This window comes from Metaclostridioides mangenotii (assembly GCF_017873185.1).
Lineage (GTDB): Bacteria > Bacillota > Clostridia > Peptostreptococcales > Peptostreptococcaceae > Metaclostridioides > Metaclostridioides mangenotii.
In genome coordinates, this window is sequence record NZ_JAGGJX010000001.1 from 1,176,116 (window position 1) to 1,192,797 (window position 16,682).

19 protein-coding genes are annotated in these 16,682 nt (G+C 30.8%); all 19 read right to left on the reverse strand.

Annotation, left to right across the window (positions count from 1 at the left end; translation table 11 throughout):
- Nucleotides 1–15 precede the first annotated feature (15 nt).
- The 19 genes from der to J2Z43_RS05805 all read right to left on the reverse strand — a co-directional run bounded on the left by der (nucleotide 16) and on the right by J2Z43_RS05805 (nucleotide 16,430).
- The gene (der, locus tag J2Z43_RS05715; protein ID WP_027701490.1) at nucleotides 16–1,341 is read right to left on the reverse strand and encodes a ribosome biogenesis GTPase Der; all 1,326 of its coding nucleotides are present in this window, start codon (nucleotides 1,339–1,341) and stop codon (nucleotides 16–18) included.
- Nucleotides 1,342–1,365: 24 nt separating this feature from the next.
- Nucleotides 1,366–2,694, reverse strand: a complete 1,329-nt coding sequence (locus J2Z43_RS05720) for a DUF512 domain-containing protein (protein WP_209456241.1) — start codon at nucleotides 2,692–2,694, stop codon at nucleotides 1,366–1,368.
- A gap of 177 nt (nucleotides 2,695–2,871) precedes the next feature.
- A complete protein-coding gene (locus tag J2Z43_RS05725) occupies nucleotides 2,872–3,072 on the reverse strand; it encodes a capping complex subunit for YIEGIA (protein ID WP_209456242.1) in 201 nt (66 codons plus the stop codon).
- On the reverse strand, nucleotides 3,073–4,011 hold the full coding sequence (locus J2Z43_RS05730) for a YIEGIA domain-containing protein (protein ID WP_209456243.1): 939 nt from the start codon (nucleotides 4,009–4,011) through the stop codon (nucleotides 3,073–3,075). It abuts the gene before it with no gap.
- A 111-nt stretch (nucleotides 4,012–4,122) separates the two neighbouring features.
- Nucleotides 4,123–5,055 carry a YIEGIA domain-containing protein gene (locus J2Z43_RS05735; RefSeq protein ID WP_209456244.1) on the reverse strand — a complete coding sequence of 311 codons (933 nt, stop codon included), beginning with the start codon at nucleotides 5,053–5,055 and terminating at the stop codon, nucleotides 4,123–4,125.
- 155 nt (nucleotides 5,056–5,210) lie between these two features.
- Nucleotides 5,211–6,503, reverse strand: a complete 1,293-nt coding sequence (locus tag J2Z43_RS05740) for a HAMP domain-containing sensor histidine kinase (protein WP_209456245.1) — start codon at nucleotides 6,501–6,503, stop codon at nucleotides 5,211–5,213.
- A 146-nt stretch (nucleotides 6,504–6,649) separates the two neighbouring features.
- Complete coding sequence (locus J2Z43_RS05745) at nucleotides 6,650–7,342, reverse strand: winged helix-turn-helix domain-containing protein (protein ID WP_209456246.1); 693 nt, start codon at nucleotides 7,340–7,342, stop codon at nucleotides 6,650–6,652.
- Between the two features lie 14 nt (nucleotides 7,343–7,356).
- Nucleotides 7,357–8,067 carry a peptidoglycan editing factor PgeF gene (gene pgeF, locus J2Z43_RS05750; protein ID WP_209456247.1) on the reverse strand — a complete coding sequence of 237 codons (711 nt, stop codon included), beginning with the start codon at nucleotides 8,065–8,067 and terminating at the stop codon, nucleotides 7,357–7,359.
- 1 nt (nucleotide 8,068) lies between these two features.
- Complete coding sequence (gene nrdR / locus J2Z43_RS05755) at nucleotides 8,069–8,527, reverse strand: transcriptional regulator NrdR (protein WP_027701483.1); 459 nt, start codon at nucleotides 8,525–8,527, stop codon at nucleotides 8,069–8,071.
- Between the two features lie 19 nt (nucleotides 8,528–8,546).
- On the reverse strand, nucleotides 8,547–8,810 hold the full coding sequence (locus J2Z43_RS05760; protein ID WP_024621846.1) for a YlmC/YmxH family sporulation protein: 264 nt from the start codon (nucleotides 8,808–8,810) through the stop codon (nucleotides 8,547–8,549).
- 142 nt (nucleotides 8,811–8,952) lie between these two features.
- Nucleotides 8,953–9,726: an RNA polymerase sporulation sigma factor SigG gene (sigG, locus tag J2Z43_RS05765; RefSeq protein WP_027701482.1), complete on the reverse strand. Its 774-nt coding sequence runs from the start codon at nucleotides 9,724–9,726 to the stop codon at nucleotides 8,953–8,955.
- Nucleotides 9,727–9,814: 88 nt separating this feature from the next.
- The gene (gene sigE / locus J2Z43_RS05770) at nucleotides 9,815–10,537 is read right to left on the reverse strand and encodes an RNA polymerase sporulation sigma factor SigE (protein WP_027701481.1); all 723 of its coding nucleotides are present in this window, start codon (nucleotides 10,535–10,537) and stop codon (nucleotides 9,815–9,817) included.
- Nucleotides 10,538–10,553: 16 nt separating this feature from the next.
- The gene (locus J2Z43_RS05775; RefSeq protein WP_234925977.1) at nucleotides 10,554–11,405 is read right to left on the reverse strand and encodes a sigma-E processing peptidase SpoIIGA; all 852 of its coding nucleotides are present in this window, start codon (nucleotides 11,403–11,405) and stop codon (nucleotides 10,554–10,556) included.
- Nucleotides 11,406–11,630: 225 nt separating this feature from the next.
- Nucleotides 11,631–12,344 carry a LytR/AlgR family response regulator transcription factor gene (locus J2Z43_RS15135; RefSeq protein WP_209456248.1) on the reverse strand — a complete coding sequence of 238 codons (714 nt, stop codon included), beginning with the start codon at nucleotides 12,342–12,344 and terminating at the stop codon, nucleotides 11,631–11,633.
- A 177-nt stretch (nucleotides 12,345–12,521) separates the two neighbouring features.
- Nucleotides 12,522–13,664 (reverse strand): cell division protein FtsZ, encoded by a 1,143-nt coding sequence (gene ftsZ / locus J2Z43_RS05785; protein WP_027701478.1) that lies wholly within the window; start codon nucleotides 13,662–13,664, stop codon nucleotides 12,522–12,524.
- 183 nt (nucleotides 13,665–13,847) lie between these two features.
- The gene (locus tag J2Z43_RS05790) at nucleotides 13,848–14,192 is read right to left on the reverse strand and encodes a small basic family protein (RefSeq protein ID WP_209456249.1); all 345 of its coding nucleotides are present in this window, start codon (nucleotides 14,190–14,192) and stop codon (nucleotides 13,848–13,850) included.
- 104 nt (nucleotides 14,193–14,296) lie between these two features.
- The gene (locus J2Z43_RS05795; RefSeq protein ID WP_209456250.1) at nucleotides 14,297–14,962 is read right to left on the reverse strand and encodes a DUF881 domain-containing protein; all 666 of its coding nucleotides are present in this window, start codon (nucleotides 14,960–14,962) and stop codon (nucleotides 14,297–14,299) included.
- A 3-nt stretch (nucleotides 14,963–14,965) separates the two neighbouring features.
- Nucleotides 14,966–15,649 (reverse strand): DUF881 domain-containing protein, encoded by a 684-nt coding sequence (locus J2Z43_RS05800; RefSeq protein ID WP_234925978.1) that lies wholly within the window; start codon nucleotides 15,647–15,649, stop codon nucleotides 14,966–14,968.
- 31 nt (nucleotides 15,650–15,680) lie between these two features.
- Nucleotides 15,681–16,430: a cell division protein FtsQ/DivIB gene (locus J2Z43_RS05805; protein ID WP_027701475.1), complete on the reverse strand. Its 750-nt coding sequence runs from the start codon at nucleotides 16,428–16,430 to the stop codon at nucleotides 15,681–15,683.
- Nucleotides 16,431–16,682 lie beyond the last annotated feature (252 nt).

The following is a 16,682-nucleotide window of genomic DNA, read 5'->3' on the forward strand; positions in this document are numbered from 1 at the left end:
TAGGCTATAAGTCTATTATTTTTTAGCCTTTTGCTTATAATCAAATCTTATTGTAGTTCCTTCAAAACCAAAGTTTTCTCTGATCTTGTTTTCAAGATATCTTTGATAAGAGAAATGAGTTAATTCCTTATCGTTTATAAACAGTGTAATCTTTGGAGGTCTAATATCCGTCTGTGTTCCATAGTATATCTTAAGTCTCTTTCCTTTATCTGATGGCGGCTGATTTAACATTACAGCTTCCCCTATAACATCGTTAAGAGCTGATGTTGACATTCTCTTTGAATGTTCATTTGATACGTATACAACTGTATCAAGCACTTTGTTCATTCTTTGATTCGTAATTGCCGATACGAAAATTATAGGCGCATACATCATAAACGGGAATTTTTGTCTTATATCTATTTGATAGTTTTTCATAGTTTTATTGTCTTTTTCTAGCAAGTCCCATTTATTTATTACAAATATACAAGCCTTACCTTCATCGTGGGCGATTCCTGCAACCTTTGTATCCTGCTCTGTAGGGCCTTCAACTGCATCTATTACAATTAACACTACATCTGCTCTGTCAACGGCGCTCATAGCTCTTATAACACTGTATTTTTCAATTTTTTCGTATATTTTACTCTTTCTTCTTATACCAGCAGTATCTATAAGTAAAAACTTCTGATCGTTTTTCTCAAAGTAAGTATCTACTGCATCCCTAGTTGTTCCTGCTATTGAACTTACTATAACACGCTCTTCTCCAAGAATATTGTTTAGGATTGAACTCTTTCCTGCATTTGGCTTACCAGTAATAGCAACCTTTATTAACTCTTCGTCGTATTCTGTATCAAGTCCTGCTGGGAAATTTTCAACTACTTCATCAAGTAGGTCTCCAAGACCCATACTATTTGCACCTGAAACTGAGAATGGAGTTCCAAATCCTAGTTCGTAGAAATCGTATATATTGTTGATTTGGCTTTGACTGTCTATTTTATTTACAACTAAAATAACCGGTTTTTTACTTTTTCTAAGAATTTGTGCTATCTCTTTATCAGCAGGAGTAAGCCCTGTTTTACCATCGACTATAAAGAGAATTACATGCGCCATATCCATAGCAAGCATAGCTTGATCTCTCATCTGTGAAAGTATAATATCTTCGCTCTCAGGCTCTATTCCTCCTGTGTCTATTAGTGTAAAATATTTGTTCAACCACTCTACCTCAGCAAATATTCTGTCTCTTGTTACACCTGGGGTATCTTCAACTATTGAAATTCTTCTGCCTGCAAACTTATTGAATAACGTTGATTTACCAACATTTGGCCTTCCAACTATTGCAGCAATCGGTCTACTTACGTTCATATATTTATCTCCTTTTATACATATTTAATCGATAATTTTATCTACAAAATCTTTTCCCTCGTTTAAACATGGAATAATTTTTATTTTCATAATGTCTTGTAACTCTTCTAATGTAATATTATCTAAAAATATCTCTTCATCAGCTTTTAGCATACTTCTAGTAATGTATAAAACTTCTCCTATATCTTCGCCTTTCAACTGCTCTACAATATCTTTTGCAGTTATTAAGCCTGATACAGTAATAGTTTCACCCCAAAACTTATTTTTTATTTCATAAACTTTAATCTCTATATTTGAGTATTTTTTCATTACTAAATTAGACATTTCTCTCATAAATTTATATGCAGAATGACCCGTTGCTATAGAGATTTTTCTTTTTTCTACAGGTTTATTTGAAGGGAGCGAATCTAGGTATTGTCTAATTTCAGTCCCCATTTTTTTGATCATACCTACTCCATCTTCAAACTGTAAAAACCCTTCGTAATCATCGTAATCTAATAGATCTCTATCAGCTAAAACATAAAATTCATCTGATAAAAACACAAACCTTGTCCCAACTTTTTCCAATAAGTCTTCTTGAATTTTATGTATTTGGTCTATAGTTGTTTTTGCATTATATTTATAAAATATTTCAAGATTAGGGAGGTTGTCCCTGTATTTAGTTATTCCAACTGGAACCACCGCTATACTATTTACATATGGATATAATTCGATCAAATCGTAGACAGTCCTTCTTAATTCTTCTCCATCATTTACACCTGGACATAAAACAACTTGACAGTTCATAGTAATCTCAGCCTCTGCCAGTTTCTTCATGATGCCGTAAACTTTCCCGGCGAACTTATTGCTTATCATTTTTTGTCGTAACTCTGGATTTGTAGTATGAACAGAGATATTTATCGGACTAATTCTATATTTTATAATATTTTCTATATCATCATCACTCATGTTAGTTAGAGTAACAAAATTCCCCTGTAAAAATGAAAGCCTAGAATCGTCATCTTTAAAGTACAGAGTCTCTCTCATACCCTCTGGCAATTGATCCACAAAGCAGAACATACACTTATTTCTGCAACTCTTTGCCATATCGATAATAGGATTTGAAAACTCAATACCAAGATCCTCATCGTAGTCTTTTTCTATTTCATATAAATACAATTCCCCGTATTTATTTTCAATCTCAACCTCTAAATATTCATCACTTAATAGAAATCTGTATTCTATTATATCACGTATTGGTTGTTCATTTATAGATACAAGTAAATCTCCTACTTCAATATCTAATTCTTCTGCGATACTACCTTTAGATACCTTATTTATTATATTATTAGCATTTTTTACGTTTACTTCCATCTTATTCACCACTCTTTTTATACATATCTTTTTATGTTATCATACTTCTTTATTTGACGTCAACTAGCCCTATATATATTGCCTAGTCACATTTTAATTGCAATTAAATCTATAAATAAAATTAGGTTGTACATTAGAACTAATACTCACCTAATATACAACCTAAATAATATATAATTAATGTTTTACTACTATCAAAGTCCCATTTGTCATATCGTGCACCATTCCACCAACACACTTCGATATTAGCATCGCTTTATTTTGAAGGTCAGCTTCATCATTTGCGTAGAAAATCGGACATCCTCCACTGATTTTCATATCTTTATCAGTTGTTATTATAGCTAGCGTGTAGTCATTAATACCTATATTAGTAAACATCTAATTTACCTCCTTATTCAAAGACCCTATTTTGTAATTCTTTAGAGATAGATTTTTCCCTTTAGCTGTTTCTAGTATTGGACAAGATTTGACGGCCTCAATAACTTCTTCCAATCCTCCATAAACCGGAATATACGCAAGAACTATACTCTCTTTTTCTGCATTTCTTCTTAAAATTGGAGTAAATGCTGGGTCATCACTATCACCATAAAGTCCGAGTCTTGAGTAAATATTAAATGCTATAGCTTGTCTTTGTCCCGAATTATAGATAATTCCTGCATTTAAATAGTCCCTATCTTTTGGAATTATTTCTATTCCTATACCTTTATTAATATACACATCTCTATCTTGTTTTAGACCTATATTTGTTATTCCTTTTACATCTCCCACATTTAGTATCGATTCGTCGCTAAATGTTATTGGAACTGCAACAACTTCGGCAATATCGCTAATACTTTTCCTTGTAAGAAGTTTTTTAAGCCCAAATGCCAGTGCAAGCCCCGCAACTGCACTTATAATAATACTTACTGTATCGTTAATTCCTGTCTCAACGGTTATCAATCTATTAAGCCCTACTGTTATAAACGATGTAATTATACACATGTAGTTTCTAACTTCATAAGCTCTTGCTATCTCCTCTATAAGCGCTTCTCCTCTATCTACCAATTGGGCTGGTTCCACATTTTGAAGTGTATTTCTTCTATTTGCCCTAACTTGTCTGAATTGTTCAGCTGCTAGTGATAAAAAAGTTATAGATGTATAAGATCTAGCGACAAGTGCCGGGACAAGAAGTGCGCCAAGCGCTGAAGCTACGAATGCAAGTATCAGCTGAGATATCAATATATTTGGATATGTTGGGTATTGCTCTTGATCTGTGTTGAGCATTAAAATTCTCGACACTATACCGACAATAACCCCCATATAAAATGCTAAATCCATGTAATCACTCCTATTACAAATTTTTTACTTAGATACTTAGAGTTCTAATTCGAGAATCTACAGTTATATATTTATTAATTTTTTACTTTTCATCTAAGTTTTATTTTACTTTTACTTTGCTTCTGTCTTTAAATATCCTTTTTTGCCTTTTGATATTTCTAAAATAGGAGCACTTTTAGCTGATTTAATCATCTCTTCCATATCTTTTAAAATAGGAACATAAGGTATTACTATTGTTTGTTTTTTCGGGTCAACTTTTGACATTGCTACAATATCGAATTCATCCAAGTCTTTGTCAATACCGAGATGAATAAAGATATTATGTATTATAGCCTGTCTCTGTCCAAGATCATTTATAATTCCAAACATTTCTTTATTTTTAGGTTTTATCTCAATAGCAAGTCCCTTTTCAATGTACTTCTTCTTCATATCATCAAGCCCTATATTAGTAATAACAGTATCATTTACTTTTAGAAGCGGACCATCGAAAATTATTTTAGCAGGTACTACGGTTGCAACTTCATCCAAACTCTTTCTCTTTAGATACTTTCTAAATACCAATCCTACTATTCCACCTGCTACAATAGCCGAAATAGTGCAAACTAAGAATCCAGAATCAAATTTTCTAAATACTCCTATATAAGCAACAGATGCCGCCAAAGCAGAAAACAAACTTATATAACTTCTCGATTCATATGTCGAAGCAATTTCCTCCACATACGCATCGCCTTTAGGAACTATCTCCTCATTGTCTGTATTTTTAAGTGTTATCCTCTCTTGATCTGCAAGCCCTTGAAACTGTTGTATTGCAATTGCAAAAAAAGTAAGCGCCGCGTACTCTTTATCTAAAATTGCAGGTAATACAATCGCTCCAAGTGCAGCGGATAGTCCAGAAGATATTATTTGTTCTAAATAATCTTGAGGTCTTGAAGGGTATTGTTTGTTTTTAACCACTAAAACTAGACCTCTACATAAAATTCCTATTACTACCGAAACTAGTAACGATTGTCTAAATACAGTGGAACTAAGTAAACTTTCTTCCATTATCTCAACTCCTTTGTATATAGTTTGTTCAAAAAACAAAAAAAATTTCCTTTTTATCAAGGAAATTTTTTAATATTATAATTTATATGTTTTTCTATTGCTATTTATATCACTTTATTACTATTGTTTATGATCTTAATTGTTATTTATAGTTTTTATTGTTTCTTTTTCATCTGTTTAGGAATACTAAACACAAATTCGCTACCTTCACCGAGTTTACTATTTACATGAACACTTCCCTGTAGTGATTTAGCTATATGCTTAGTTATCGCAAGTCCAAGTCCTGTACCTCCGACATCCCTGCTTCTAGCTTTATCTACGCGATAAAACCTCTCAAATATTCTATCTACTTCATCTTCTGGTATTCCGACCCCATTATCTTTTACTTTTATAGATATAAAGTCGACCTCATCTTCAATTTCTACATTTACATATCCATTATTTTGAGTGTACTTAATGGCATTATCCATCAGATTCAAGAAAACTTGTTTTAAGTAATCTCGATTTGTAGTTATAGAAAGTGTTTTATCTTCACATTCACAATTGACTTCTATATTTTTTATTTCAGCTGCATGTGATGTAATTTGTTTAATTTCGCTATATACATCGTACATTACTACCTCTTCAACCGGTACCCCGTCTTTTCCTTCTAGGAATGAAATAAATAGTATATCATCTATCAACCTCGTCAATCTGTCAGACTCTCCTTCAATAATAGATAAAAATCTGTTTCTTGTATCCTTATCAATATCTTCATTTGACTTTAAAGTCTCAACAAAACCGCTTATTGAAGTAAGTGGTGTCTTTAGCTCATGACTTACATTCGCTGCAAAATCTGTACGCATATTTTCTAGTCTTACTCTTTCTGTTATATCTTCAATATTAACAATAGAACCTATCATAACATTGCTTGAGTTTTGCAGATAAATTGGATCTTGCTTGATTTTGTAAACAATCCCTTGTTTAGTAGTGGTTTGAACTTTCTCACTCTTGTTAGATCCCATAAAGTTTAGTATTGATTTTAGAATTTGCTTTTCTTTAATAATAATATTGATATTGTAATCTTCAACTGGCAACTCTAGATCGCTTTTTATCATTCTCTTAGCTTCATCGTTTATCAACATAATATTGCCATTTATATCTATAGCGAGTATTCCATGTGAAATACTCTGTAATATGGATATAAGTTGTAAGTGTTTATTCTTAACTTCCTCAAACGCATTATCCATATTCTTTATCATGTAATTAAAATTTCTAGTTAACTCACCTAGTTCACCTTTTGCAGATATATTTAACCTAGCGTTAAATTCTTGATTACTTACTTTTTTTGAAACTATCGTAAACTCTCTCAAATATTTTCTAAGTATTAAAGTGTATCTCAATGATAGAATCGCTACTACTACAGAAAGCATCATCACAAGAATATATATATTACCTAATTCTTCCATATTATACACCTCTAAATCTTATTATGACCTATTTTATAGCCAACTATTGTAACTATAATATTAACTGTTATTACTACAATTTAAACTTTGTTACTATAATCTCAACCGTCGTTACTATAATTTCAACTACGGTAAAAAACTTATTTTTAGTCTATTTTATATCCTACGCCTCTTATTGTCTCTATATATCTTTCTGCTTTATTTTCATCTTCTATTTTCTTTCTTAGATATCTTATGTGTACGTCAACTGTACGAGTTTCTCCATAATACTCATATCCCCAAATCTTATCAAGTAAATAGTTTCTAGAAAGTACTTTCCCTCTATTTTGAATAAGAAGTTTAAGGAGCTCAAACTCTTTTAATGTTAGTTCTATTTTTTCTGTTCCCTTTGTAACTTGATGTTTGTTTAAATCCAGCTCTAAATCACCTACAGATAGTATATCTTGCTCATCGCTACTTGTAGTATTGTATCTTCTTAGAACTGAGTTTATCCTAGCCATTAATTCTTTTATACTAAATGGTTTTGTTATATAATCATCTGCACCTATATCCAGACCTTCTACCTTGTCGTTTTCCATGTTTTTAGCTGTAAGCATTATAACAGGCACGTCTTTTAAATCTTTATCGCTTCTAATTTTTTTTAGAACTTCTATTCCACTGATATTTGGCAACATCCAGTCTAGAAGAATAAGATCTGGTTTATTTTCCTTCGCTTTAATAAATCCATCAAATCCGTCGTAAGAGTAGCTTACTTCGTAGTTATCTACTTCTAAATTAAATTTCAGTAGCTCAACTATATATTTCTCATCGTCTATTACAAGCACTTTATTATTTTTCATTCGTTTTGATCCTCCTATTTTATCTCTAGTATTGTACCAATTCTTCCTAAAGTTTTGTCGTCTTTTCTATAAGAATAAAATTCATCCGATCTACAACTTGTGCAAAGATTCATATCGTGAATATTTTCCTCTTTAACTCCACTATTTTTAAGTATAGATTTGTTAACTGACCATAAATTTAAAAATACACTTTCATCGTGACTTTCGTATATATTATCGGTAGTTTTTTCAAATCTATCAACGAATTTATCTATTAAATCTTTTGATACCTCGTAACAGCATGGTCCTATCGATGGACCTATAATACATACAAGGTCCTCAGGCTTCGAATTATATAGCTCCTGCATCTTTTCTATAGTCTTCATAGATATTTGTTCATAAGTGCCTCTCCAACCCGCGTGAACAAGTCCTATCGCCTTATTTACATTATCTATAATTGATATAGGTACGCAGTCCGCTGTAAATATTAAAAGCGGTACATTTTTTAAATTTGTAACAAGTGCATCTCCTTCTTCTTTATCACAAATACTACTTTCATCCACTACATTGACTATATCAGAATGTATTTGGATATTACTAGTCATATTTTCGAAAGTGAAACCACATCCGTCACATACATTTTTCATATCTTCTTTTAATTTTGCATCTAGGCTTTTATAAGTTACGGCTAAATTAAAAGAATCGCTTATTTCATCAATATAGTTTATGTTAATATAATCTTTCACTTTAGTCACCCTTTTCTGTTAATATTGTTTCCAGTTCATTTACAAATGTATTTATATCTTTGAACTGCCTATAAACTGATGCAAATCTTACATAAGCTACTTCATCCAAGTTTTTAAGTTGATCCATAACCATCTCGCCTATTTCTGTCGCTTCGATCTCTTCAACAAAACCTTTGTTGAGTTCGTTTTCAATATTATTGACTACACCATCAATACTGTCTATTGATATAGGTCTTTTTTCACACGCTCTTAGGATTCCATATTTGATCTTGTCTCTATCAAAAGGCTGTCTACTTTTATCTTTCTTGATTACCATTAGAGGTGTAAGTTCTATTTTTTCATAAGTTGTAAATCTTTTTTTGCAACTTTCACATTCTCTTCTTCGTCTTATTGACTTAGGATCTGTATGTCTAGAATCTATTACTTTTGATTCTTTGTATTTACAGTAAGGACATTGCATTGGTTTCCTCCTCAGTTAATTAAATTTCTAATTCATCGAGGCTAAGTTCAGAGCCTATATTTACTATTATTGTATCACATCCTATTTTAAGTATGTCATGCCAGAAAATAACTTCTTCAGCTCCACCTCTTGAAAAAAAACTTCTGCTATCATCGCCATAAATAGTAAATGATACTATCTTTCCTTCGTACACATCCATATCTATGTCTGTAATATATCCTAGTCTTTTTCCATTTTTAACATTTATTACTTCCTTCTCCATTATATCAGATACTCTAATCATATTATACTCACCCTTCCTATAAAAATAAATATGTACTAGCATAAAAAAAAATGACCTTTTCAGGTCATTTCTTGTTCATAAAATTATTTTCTACATTTTCAATCTATTTTTACGTTATTTTTCTATGCTTTTCATCAATTATTTAGACGTACTTTCGCATATTTTTAAGTGCGTTTTTCTCAATACGAGATACTTGAGCTTGCGATATTCCAATCTCATCAGCGACCTCTATTTGAGTACGCCCTTTATAGAATCTCAAATCTAGAACTAACTTCTCTCTGCTATTCAATTTTTTTATGGCTTCTTTTAATGAAATTTCCTGAAGCCAATTTTCATCTGTATCTTTTTTATCTTGAACTTGATCCATTACATAAATTGCATCTCCATTGTCCTGATATACTGGATCAAATAGCGAAATAGGATCTTGTATAGCATCAAGTGCCATAACAACATATTCAACTTCCAGCTCTAATTCTTTTGCTATCTCTGTAACTGTCGGTTCTTTTGAATTTTCACTTATCAATCTTTCTCTAACTTGAAGTGCTTTATATGCTGTGTCCTTTAAAGACCTACTGACTCTTATCGGATTGTTATCTCTTAGATATCGTCTTATCTCACCTATAATCATAGGTACTGCATAAGTGGAAAATCTGACGTTTTGACTTAAATCGAAATTGTCTATGGATTTTATTAATCCAATGCAACCAATTTGAAACAAATCATCTATATTTTCGCCTCTGTTGTTGAATTTCTTTATAACACTAAGAACTAATCGCAAATTTCCCCTTACAAAGACTCTTCTTGCCTCTTTATCTCCATTTTTTATTTTTACAAGAAGTTCATTCATTTCCTTATTTTTAAGAACTGGAAGCTCGGATGTGTTGACACCGCATATCTCAACCTTATTAACTTTCATTTATTTCAGTCCTCTCTTAAAAGTATTACTTAATGAAATTATTTACATTTCCCAATTTTTTATACTTTTAAAAGATATTTATTTCTTTTTATACAAATTTTTTCATCTCTTTCTGTAATCTGGAGATTATTTTCTTTTCTAGTCTAGATATGTAGGACTGAGATATACCAAGCATTCCAGCTACTTCTTTTTGTGTTTTTTCATTACCTTTATCTATTAAACCAAATCTTAATTCCATAATCTGCTTTTCCCTGTCGTTTAATCGATCTAGAGCCATAAGAAGCAAGTCTCTATCTATCTCTTCTTCGATAATTTTGTATATTTCATCATTATCTGTTCCGAGCACATCTGACAAAAGAAGCTCGTTGCCATCTAAATCTACATTTAACGGCTCATCGAATGATACCTCTGTCTTTTTCTTGTTGTTTTTTCTAAGGTACATAAGTATTTCGTTTTCAATACATCTAGACGCATATGTAGCGAGTTTGATGTTTTTATTGAGTTTAAAAGTATTTACAGCCTTTATTAGACCAATTGTACCTATAGATATCAAGTCCTCTACATCTATGCCCGTATTTTCAAATTTTCTAGATATGTATACGACTAATCTTAGATTTCTTTCGATCAATATAGACTTTACACTTTCGTCATTTTCTAATTTTTTTAATAGTTCAATTTCTTCATGCGCTTTTAATGGTGGAGGAAGTATGTTTGCTCCACCCATATAGTAAACTCCTTTGGGCTTGATTATCTTTAGCTTAATTCCTATCTTTAGTATCACATTCATTATTTTTTCTTTTAATCTAAACATCTCTTTCCCCCTATAATTAAATATTTGGTAATAAAGTTGGGCTCATTATAGCTTTGTAATCAGATTCTTCTAAGTCTGCAATTCCTAGGACTATATCTCCGACTTTTTGGTCATCAACTTCAATATAATCAGCCTTAAATCCAAGTACTATTTTTGATTCTGAGCTTCCTGCATGTTTGTAAGGTATTAACCTAACTTTTTTTGAGATCTCTTTGTCCAAATCTCGGATTACTTCTTCTGCTCTTTCGATATCTAGGTCAGCATAGTCTACACCCATTAAAAAACTAGGCATCATATTTTTAACGACACTTGCATCCACCATAACAACCTCACTCTTACTAAAAGGATCTTTAAGCATATTTCCGCTGTCTACTAAAGCCTTACAGTCAAATTCATTGTCAAATATTTTTATCCTTATGCTTTTAGTCAAATTGTCGATATACTTGATCATCTTGATATCCTTGTAAATATGTTTAAGAAGTTCGCAGCTTGCATAAGCGCATACTATTAAAAATGATATCTTCATATGGCTTATACCAGTAAAATAAATAATAAAATATGTAGTCCCAGAAATAAATACATTCACCAAATAAAATACTAAAGATGTCTTAATAAAGTCTCTTTTACCGTAGTGCTTAAATGATACAAAAATAATAAATGTCATAAGTAGAACTTTAAATGGTATTGTGAAAAGAATGCCAAGTGAAGGATACAGGTATGCAACTGCATATATTGCTCCTAAAGACGCTCCTAGTATTTTATTTTTTAGGGAATTATATTTTTTAGTAAGAATAGATGTACAACTTATAATAATATAATTTACTATAAGGTTTTCTAAAACATAGTACTCAAAATACATTTGTTTCATCCCCTTTTTTCCATAAATCCATTATAGGATAGTAACATAAAATTTTATGTCACTTTTGATGGTCGAATTCAAAACAAATTCTTTATTAATCTGTCATTAAGTTCCATCAAAATCTATTGCGCCTAATTTTTGCAATAAAAAATGACACATCTAGTTATATTGACTAGCTGCGTCATTTTTTATATGCAATAATATAAACAAATTTATACATAAATGCCTTTACCTCTAATACGTCATATTTATTATTTTCTCTTGAAGATCTTTTACATTTTTTTTATTGAAAGGTATAGTCTCTCCATTAATTAACTCAATTACATTTTCTTTAACTGAACATATATACTTTAAGTTTATAATATAATTTTTCTTGCATTTTATAAAAAAATACTTTAATAGCTCTTCTTCTATTAAATCAATTTTGTTCTTAATTTTAAATTCTCTTTTTAAGGTATGTATTACCATATCATTTTTTAAATTCTGTGTGTACAAAATAGAATTTATACTTATCTTGTATACATTATCCTCATCAAATACTATTAATTCATTATTTTTTGACTCAATGATTTTCTCAATACAACTCAATAGATGTTTCTTAAGTTCTAAAAATTCAACTGGCTTTGTTAAATAACGATACGCTCTAACTTCATACCCTTCCCTGACATGACCATGAAAAAAAGTAATAAATATAATTTCACAGTCTTGATCTATCTTTCTTATATTTTTAGCTACCTCAATACCATTTATCTCTCCCATATAGATATCCAGCAAAAAAATATCTATTTCTCGAGGATAATTCTCCATAAGTTCTTCACCTGAGCTAAAAACAAACAACTCATAGTCATATTTAGATTCTTTAAATATTAGATCTAAATGACTTTTTAAAATATTTTGCTGCTCTTCTTCATCTTCACATATAGCTATACGAATAATGATACGCTTCACCTCCTATCAATTCTTACTTATGATTATATAAAATTTAACGTAATTTTTCATTATTAAGATGACTTAAATTTCTACAAAAAATACGGGTTACCGTTTCTTGAACGTAACCCGCATAATTTATGTAAAGTATAAATATTATTTTTATAATATACAACTGACAAAAAATACTTGTTAGAACTATCTTCTTCTTCTCAAAAATGTTGGTATTTCCATACTGTCGTCTTCAACAATATCTGTATTTTTAGCATCATCAAGTTTTTCTGATATTTCTTCATCCTCATCTATATCTCTGATTGAAGATTTAATTGTAGTGTCTAAAGATGATCTAACACTAGATTTTGGTTTAGACTCTATAACATCATCTCTAATACCCTCAAAACCGGTTGCAATTACTGTAATCATTATTTCGTCGCCTAAATCTTCTTTGATAGATGCTCCGAATATAACGTTAGCTTCTGGGTCACAAGACTCCATAACTAAAGTCGAAGCTTCGTTGACTTCAAATAGACCTAAGTTAGATCCACCTGTAACATTTAACAGAACGCCTTTTGCGCCCTTTATCGAAGTTTCTAGTAGTGGAGATTGGATAGCTTGTCTTGCTGCATCTACAGCTCTAGTTTCTCCACTTGCATTTCCTATACCCATATGAGCAAGTCCTTTATCCTTCATGATTGTAGTTACATCGGCGAAGTCAAGGTTTATAAGACCTTCAACAGCTATAAGGTCAGATATTGACTGAATACCTTGTTTTAAAACATCGTCAGCAATAGAGAACGCATCTAACATAGATGTACTTTTTTGAACTATTTGCAATAATCTATCATTTGGTATAGTTATAAGGGTATCGACTTTAGCTTTTAATGCTTCGATTCCTCCCTCAGCATTTTTCATTCTTATCTTACCCTCAAATGCGAATGGCTTTGTAACAACCCCTACAGTAAGTATTCCCATTTCTTTGGCCAATTCTGCTACTACTGGAGCTGCTCCAGTACCAGTTCCGCCACCCATTCCGGCAGTTACGAAAACCATATCTGATCCTTGAAGTAAATTAACTATCTCATCTTTACTCTCTTCTGCTGCTCTTTTCCCAACTTCCGGGTTAGCCCCAGCTCCAAGTCCCCTAGTTAGTTTTTCCCCTACTTGTACTTTATATTCAGCTTTAGATGTAACTAAAGCTTGTTTATCTGTATTAATTGCTATAAACTCTACTCCCTTTAGTTGGGCCTCAACCATTCTGTTTACAGCATTATTACCACCGCCACCTACACCTATTACCTTGATTTTTGCACTTTCATCTAATTCTACGTCAAAGTTTAGCATCTATAAACCTCCTTATATCATGATTCAAAATAATCGTATGAAATGATTATACCATTTTTTTGAGTTTTTTGTTGTTCTATAATTTTTCATATTCCACAAATATACAAATTTTCCTCTTATTTTATAACTTTATTTAATAAATACTAAATTGATAACTTTATGTAATAAATTAATTATTTACTATTATTCTTTATTCGTTATAGTTTTTATCACATATCTTCTTATTATTGAGAAATTATTAAATATTCTCATCCCAAAAACTAAAACAGCCACATAGTAAAGTGGTACACCTAATTTTTCACCTATATATGTCATTATTACGGCTAAGAGAGTATTACCTAAAAAACCTGTAATAAAGATAATATTCTCAAACTTATCTTCGAAACTCGATTTTACTGCTCCAAAGACTGAGTCCATTATTGCAAGTATAGCTACAGAAACATATATTGTGTAGTCAATTGGATACGTAAATGGAACAAAATATCCTACCGCTACTCCAAGTGCTAGACTTGATAATATCCAAATCATATTAGTCTCCTTCTTTATTCTACTTAAACTAGTAAAATTATACAATGGTTTTGTAAAATTTTATACAAATTTTTAAGTATTTTCTATAAATAAATTTTAAATTATTAACTAATTCTCTTAATTTTCATATTATTCATACTCTCAACTTCAATATTTATGCTGTATATTTCCTTTAGCGAATATGCGTATGAATCCGGAGATAAAACCGCAGCATTTAGATCATCTACATCACCTAACGCCCTAATTACAAAAGGTTGACCATATGTAGTATCGTTCACTGTTATAGTTGATCCAGAGCATTTTATCTGAGTTTTACCTAAAACTCTCTCTCCATTTATCGAGATCGCTGTTGAACCTGATTTCCTAAGATCATTTATAAGCCTAAGAACATCTATATCGTGAATTATTAAATCATTCGGGTCTTCTCCACTCTCTACGTCACGATCGCTGTCGTTCATAGTAATCATTATGCCAGCCCCTTCAATGTCTGTTCGTCCACTTCTATCTTTTAAGCTCGAAAGTTCATCTTCCATTACATCTTTTATTTCCTTGGATCTAGTTCTATCTTCATATTTTTTTAGATCTTCTTCATATCTTCCCAGTTTTTTATCAAGCAAGTTAATTTTTTCTTTCTTGGCATCAATTTCAGATTCAATTTTTCCAACTTGATCTAAAGTCATATATATCTTGTCTGGATCAAATGATTTTATAAATATAGAGATCATTATTCCAAGTATAAATGTACCCAGTACAACAAATTTATTTTTCATATTTTATTTACCAGCCAAATTTATTTTTCCACTATGTGAATTTACTTTTATATTATCGCTCTTATCAATATCCACCTTTGCACTGTAATGCTGCTCTATTTCCCAGACAATACCGTATTTGATATTAAGTGCCGACGCTAGTGTATTTGAATCCCCAATAGCCTTTATTACCAGTGGACTCTTGAGCTTATTTTCATTTATGTAAAGTTGATCTCCTTCTAAATGCAGGTATGTATCTGAAACAATCCTATTTCCATTTACAGAGATAGCACTCGCTTGAGCTGAGTTTAGTTTGTTTATAATAGACAATATTAAATCATAATTATACATTATATTTTTGCTATCGGCTAGTCTATCGCCTTGATTAATGGGATTTATGGTTACTTCTATACCTTTTCCCTCGACATCCGTCAATCCAGATAACCTTTCATATTTATCTATTTCTTGCTTTAGAGCACCTTCATCCCCGCTATTTTTATATGTATCTAATTTTTTCTTAGTCTCCAATATCTCTTCTTCTAATTTATCTTCTTTATTATTTAGTGATTTCAACTCACTTGTCAACTCTTCGCCTCTTCTATTCGTCGAAACACCTTTATTTTCTAAATTTATAGATTTAAGCTGTGAAGTGACCAGAAATCCTAATACTACACATGCTATTACTATATATTTATTAGAAAACTTCATTTTCAAACCCTACCACGTCCTTACTATCCTATTATTCTGGACTATAAACTGCGTATTTGTTTTGTGTTAAGTCTACAGAACCCCTGCTAATTTTTTTGTTGTTCAAGTCTAAAACGACTTTACTAACTCTATGTATATTATAATCTAAATTGTCATCGTTAGGTAGTAAGATTTTTATATTTCCTCTAGTCAACACGTCTATATTGCTATCTTTTTGCATATTTACTTGCTTTGTCTCGTTATACATACCATATTTTTCTAAAACAGACATAAGTAAAAAGAATTTATTTTTTGAATTTTGGTCCTTAAACTTTATAGTTTTATAGTCCTCTATAGAGTAATCTATTTCGATAATTTTATCGTTTCTACTCTCATTTGTACCTTTTAGCTCTTCTAATAAATTACCATCTCTATCTATATAGCAGTAGTTGTCTCCGTCTTTTAATGTAACAAAAACCTTTTTTTCTACCACTTTTACAATAATTTTATTTGGTAGTTTTCTATCTACTTCTACAGTATCTATATATGAATTTTTCTTTATTCCTTCGATAATATCTTTTTTACTGTACATAAATATATTTTTATCTTTTTTTGTGCCTATTGTATTTAGTATACTTGATTTTGTTACTTTTTCATTTCCGCTTACTTCGATATACTTAACATTAAAAATATCACTCACAAGTACTGCACATATTGAAAAGGAAAACATTAGTACAAACACCAACACTATCATTACCCTACTTGGATTAAGTCTCTTTTTAGTTTTTTGCTTTTTTTTCATTTTGTCATCTCCCTTCTGTAATTAAATACAACTTTAGTAATTGTAACTCCTACAAAAAAAGAGCGTTATTTTTAGACATATTGCGCCATTCTTTGTTAAAAACACTTAAATACACAAAAATACCCTTAAAATTTACACATTTCTTAGTCTTAACAAACTGATTAATGTAAATTTTAAGGGTATTTTATCGTACTATTTTAAGTTTTTATTTTAGTTTAAATTACAACTTATAGTTTTAACTTGGTAATCAAA

Coding starts and splice junctions, on each gene's coding strand:
- der (WP_027701490.1), bottom strand. CDS start 1,341: ATGAACGTAAGTAGACCGATTGCTGCAATAGTTGGAAGGCCAAATGTT.
- J2Z43_RS05720 (WP_209456241.1), bottom strand. CDS start 2,694: ATGGAAGTAAACGTAAAAAATGCTAATAATATAATAAATAAGGTATCT.
- J2Z43_RS05725 (WP_209456242.1), bottom strand. CDS start 3,072: ATGTTTACTAATATAGGTATTAATGACTACACGCTAGCTATAATAACA.
- J2Z43_RS05730 (WP_209456243.1), bottom strand. CDS start 4,011: ATGGATTTAGCATTTTATATGGGGGTTATTGTCGGTATAGTGTCGAGA.
- J2Z43_RS05735 (WP_209456244.1), bottom strand. CDS start 5,055: ATGGAAGAAAGTTTACTTAGTTCCACTGTATTTAGACAATCGTTACTA.
- J2Z43_RS05740 (WP_209456245.1), bottom strand. CDS start 6,503: ATGGAAGAATTAGGTAATATATATATTCTTGTGATGATGCTTTCTGTA.
- J2Z43_RS05745 (WP_209456246.1), bottom strand. CDS start 7,342: ATGAAAAATAATAAAGTGCTTGTAATAGACGATGAGAAATATATAGTT.
- nrdR (WP_027701483.1), bottom strand. CDS start 8,527: ATGCAATGTCCTTACTGTAAATACAAAGAATCAAAAGTAATAGATTCT.
- J2Z43_RS05760 (WP_024621846.1), bottom strand. CDS start 8,810: ATGATTAGAGTATCTGATATAATGGAGAAGGAAGTAATAAATGTTAAA.
- sigG (WP_027701482.1), bottom strand. CDS start 9,726: ATGAAAGTTAATAAGGTTGAGATATGCGGTGTCAACACATCCGAGCTT.
- sigE (WP_027701481.1), bottom strand. CDS start 10,537: ATGTTTAGATTAAAAGAAAAAATAATGAATGTGATACTAAAGATAGGA.
- J2Z43_RS05775 (WP_234925977.1), bottom strand. CDS start 11,405: ATGAAACAAATGTATTTTGAGTACTATGTTTTAGAAAACCTTATAGTA.
- ftsZ (WP_027701478.1), bottom strand. CDS start 13,664: ATGCTAAACTTTGACGTAGAATTAGATGAAAGTGCAAAAATCAAGGTA.
- J2Z43_RS05790 (WP_209456249.1), bottom strand. CDS start 14,192: ATGATTTGGATATTATCAAGTCTAGCACTTGGAGTAGCGGTAGGATAT.
- J2Z43_RS05795 (WP_209456250.1), bottom strand. CDS start 14,962: ATGAAAAATAAATTTGTTGTACTGGGTACATTTATACTTGGAATAATG.
- J2Z43_RS05800 (WP_234925978.1), bottom strand. CDS start 15,649: ATGAAGTTTTCTAATAAATATATAGTAATAGCATGTGTAGTATTAGGA.
- J2Z43_RS05805 (WP_027701475.1), bottom strand. CDS start 16,430: ATGAAAAAAAAGCAAAAAACTAAAAAGAGACTTAATCCAAGTAGGGTA.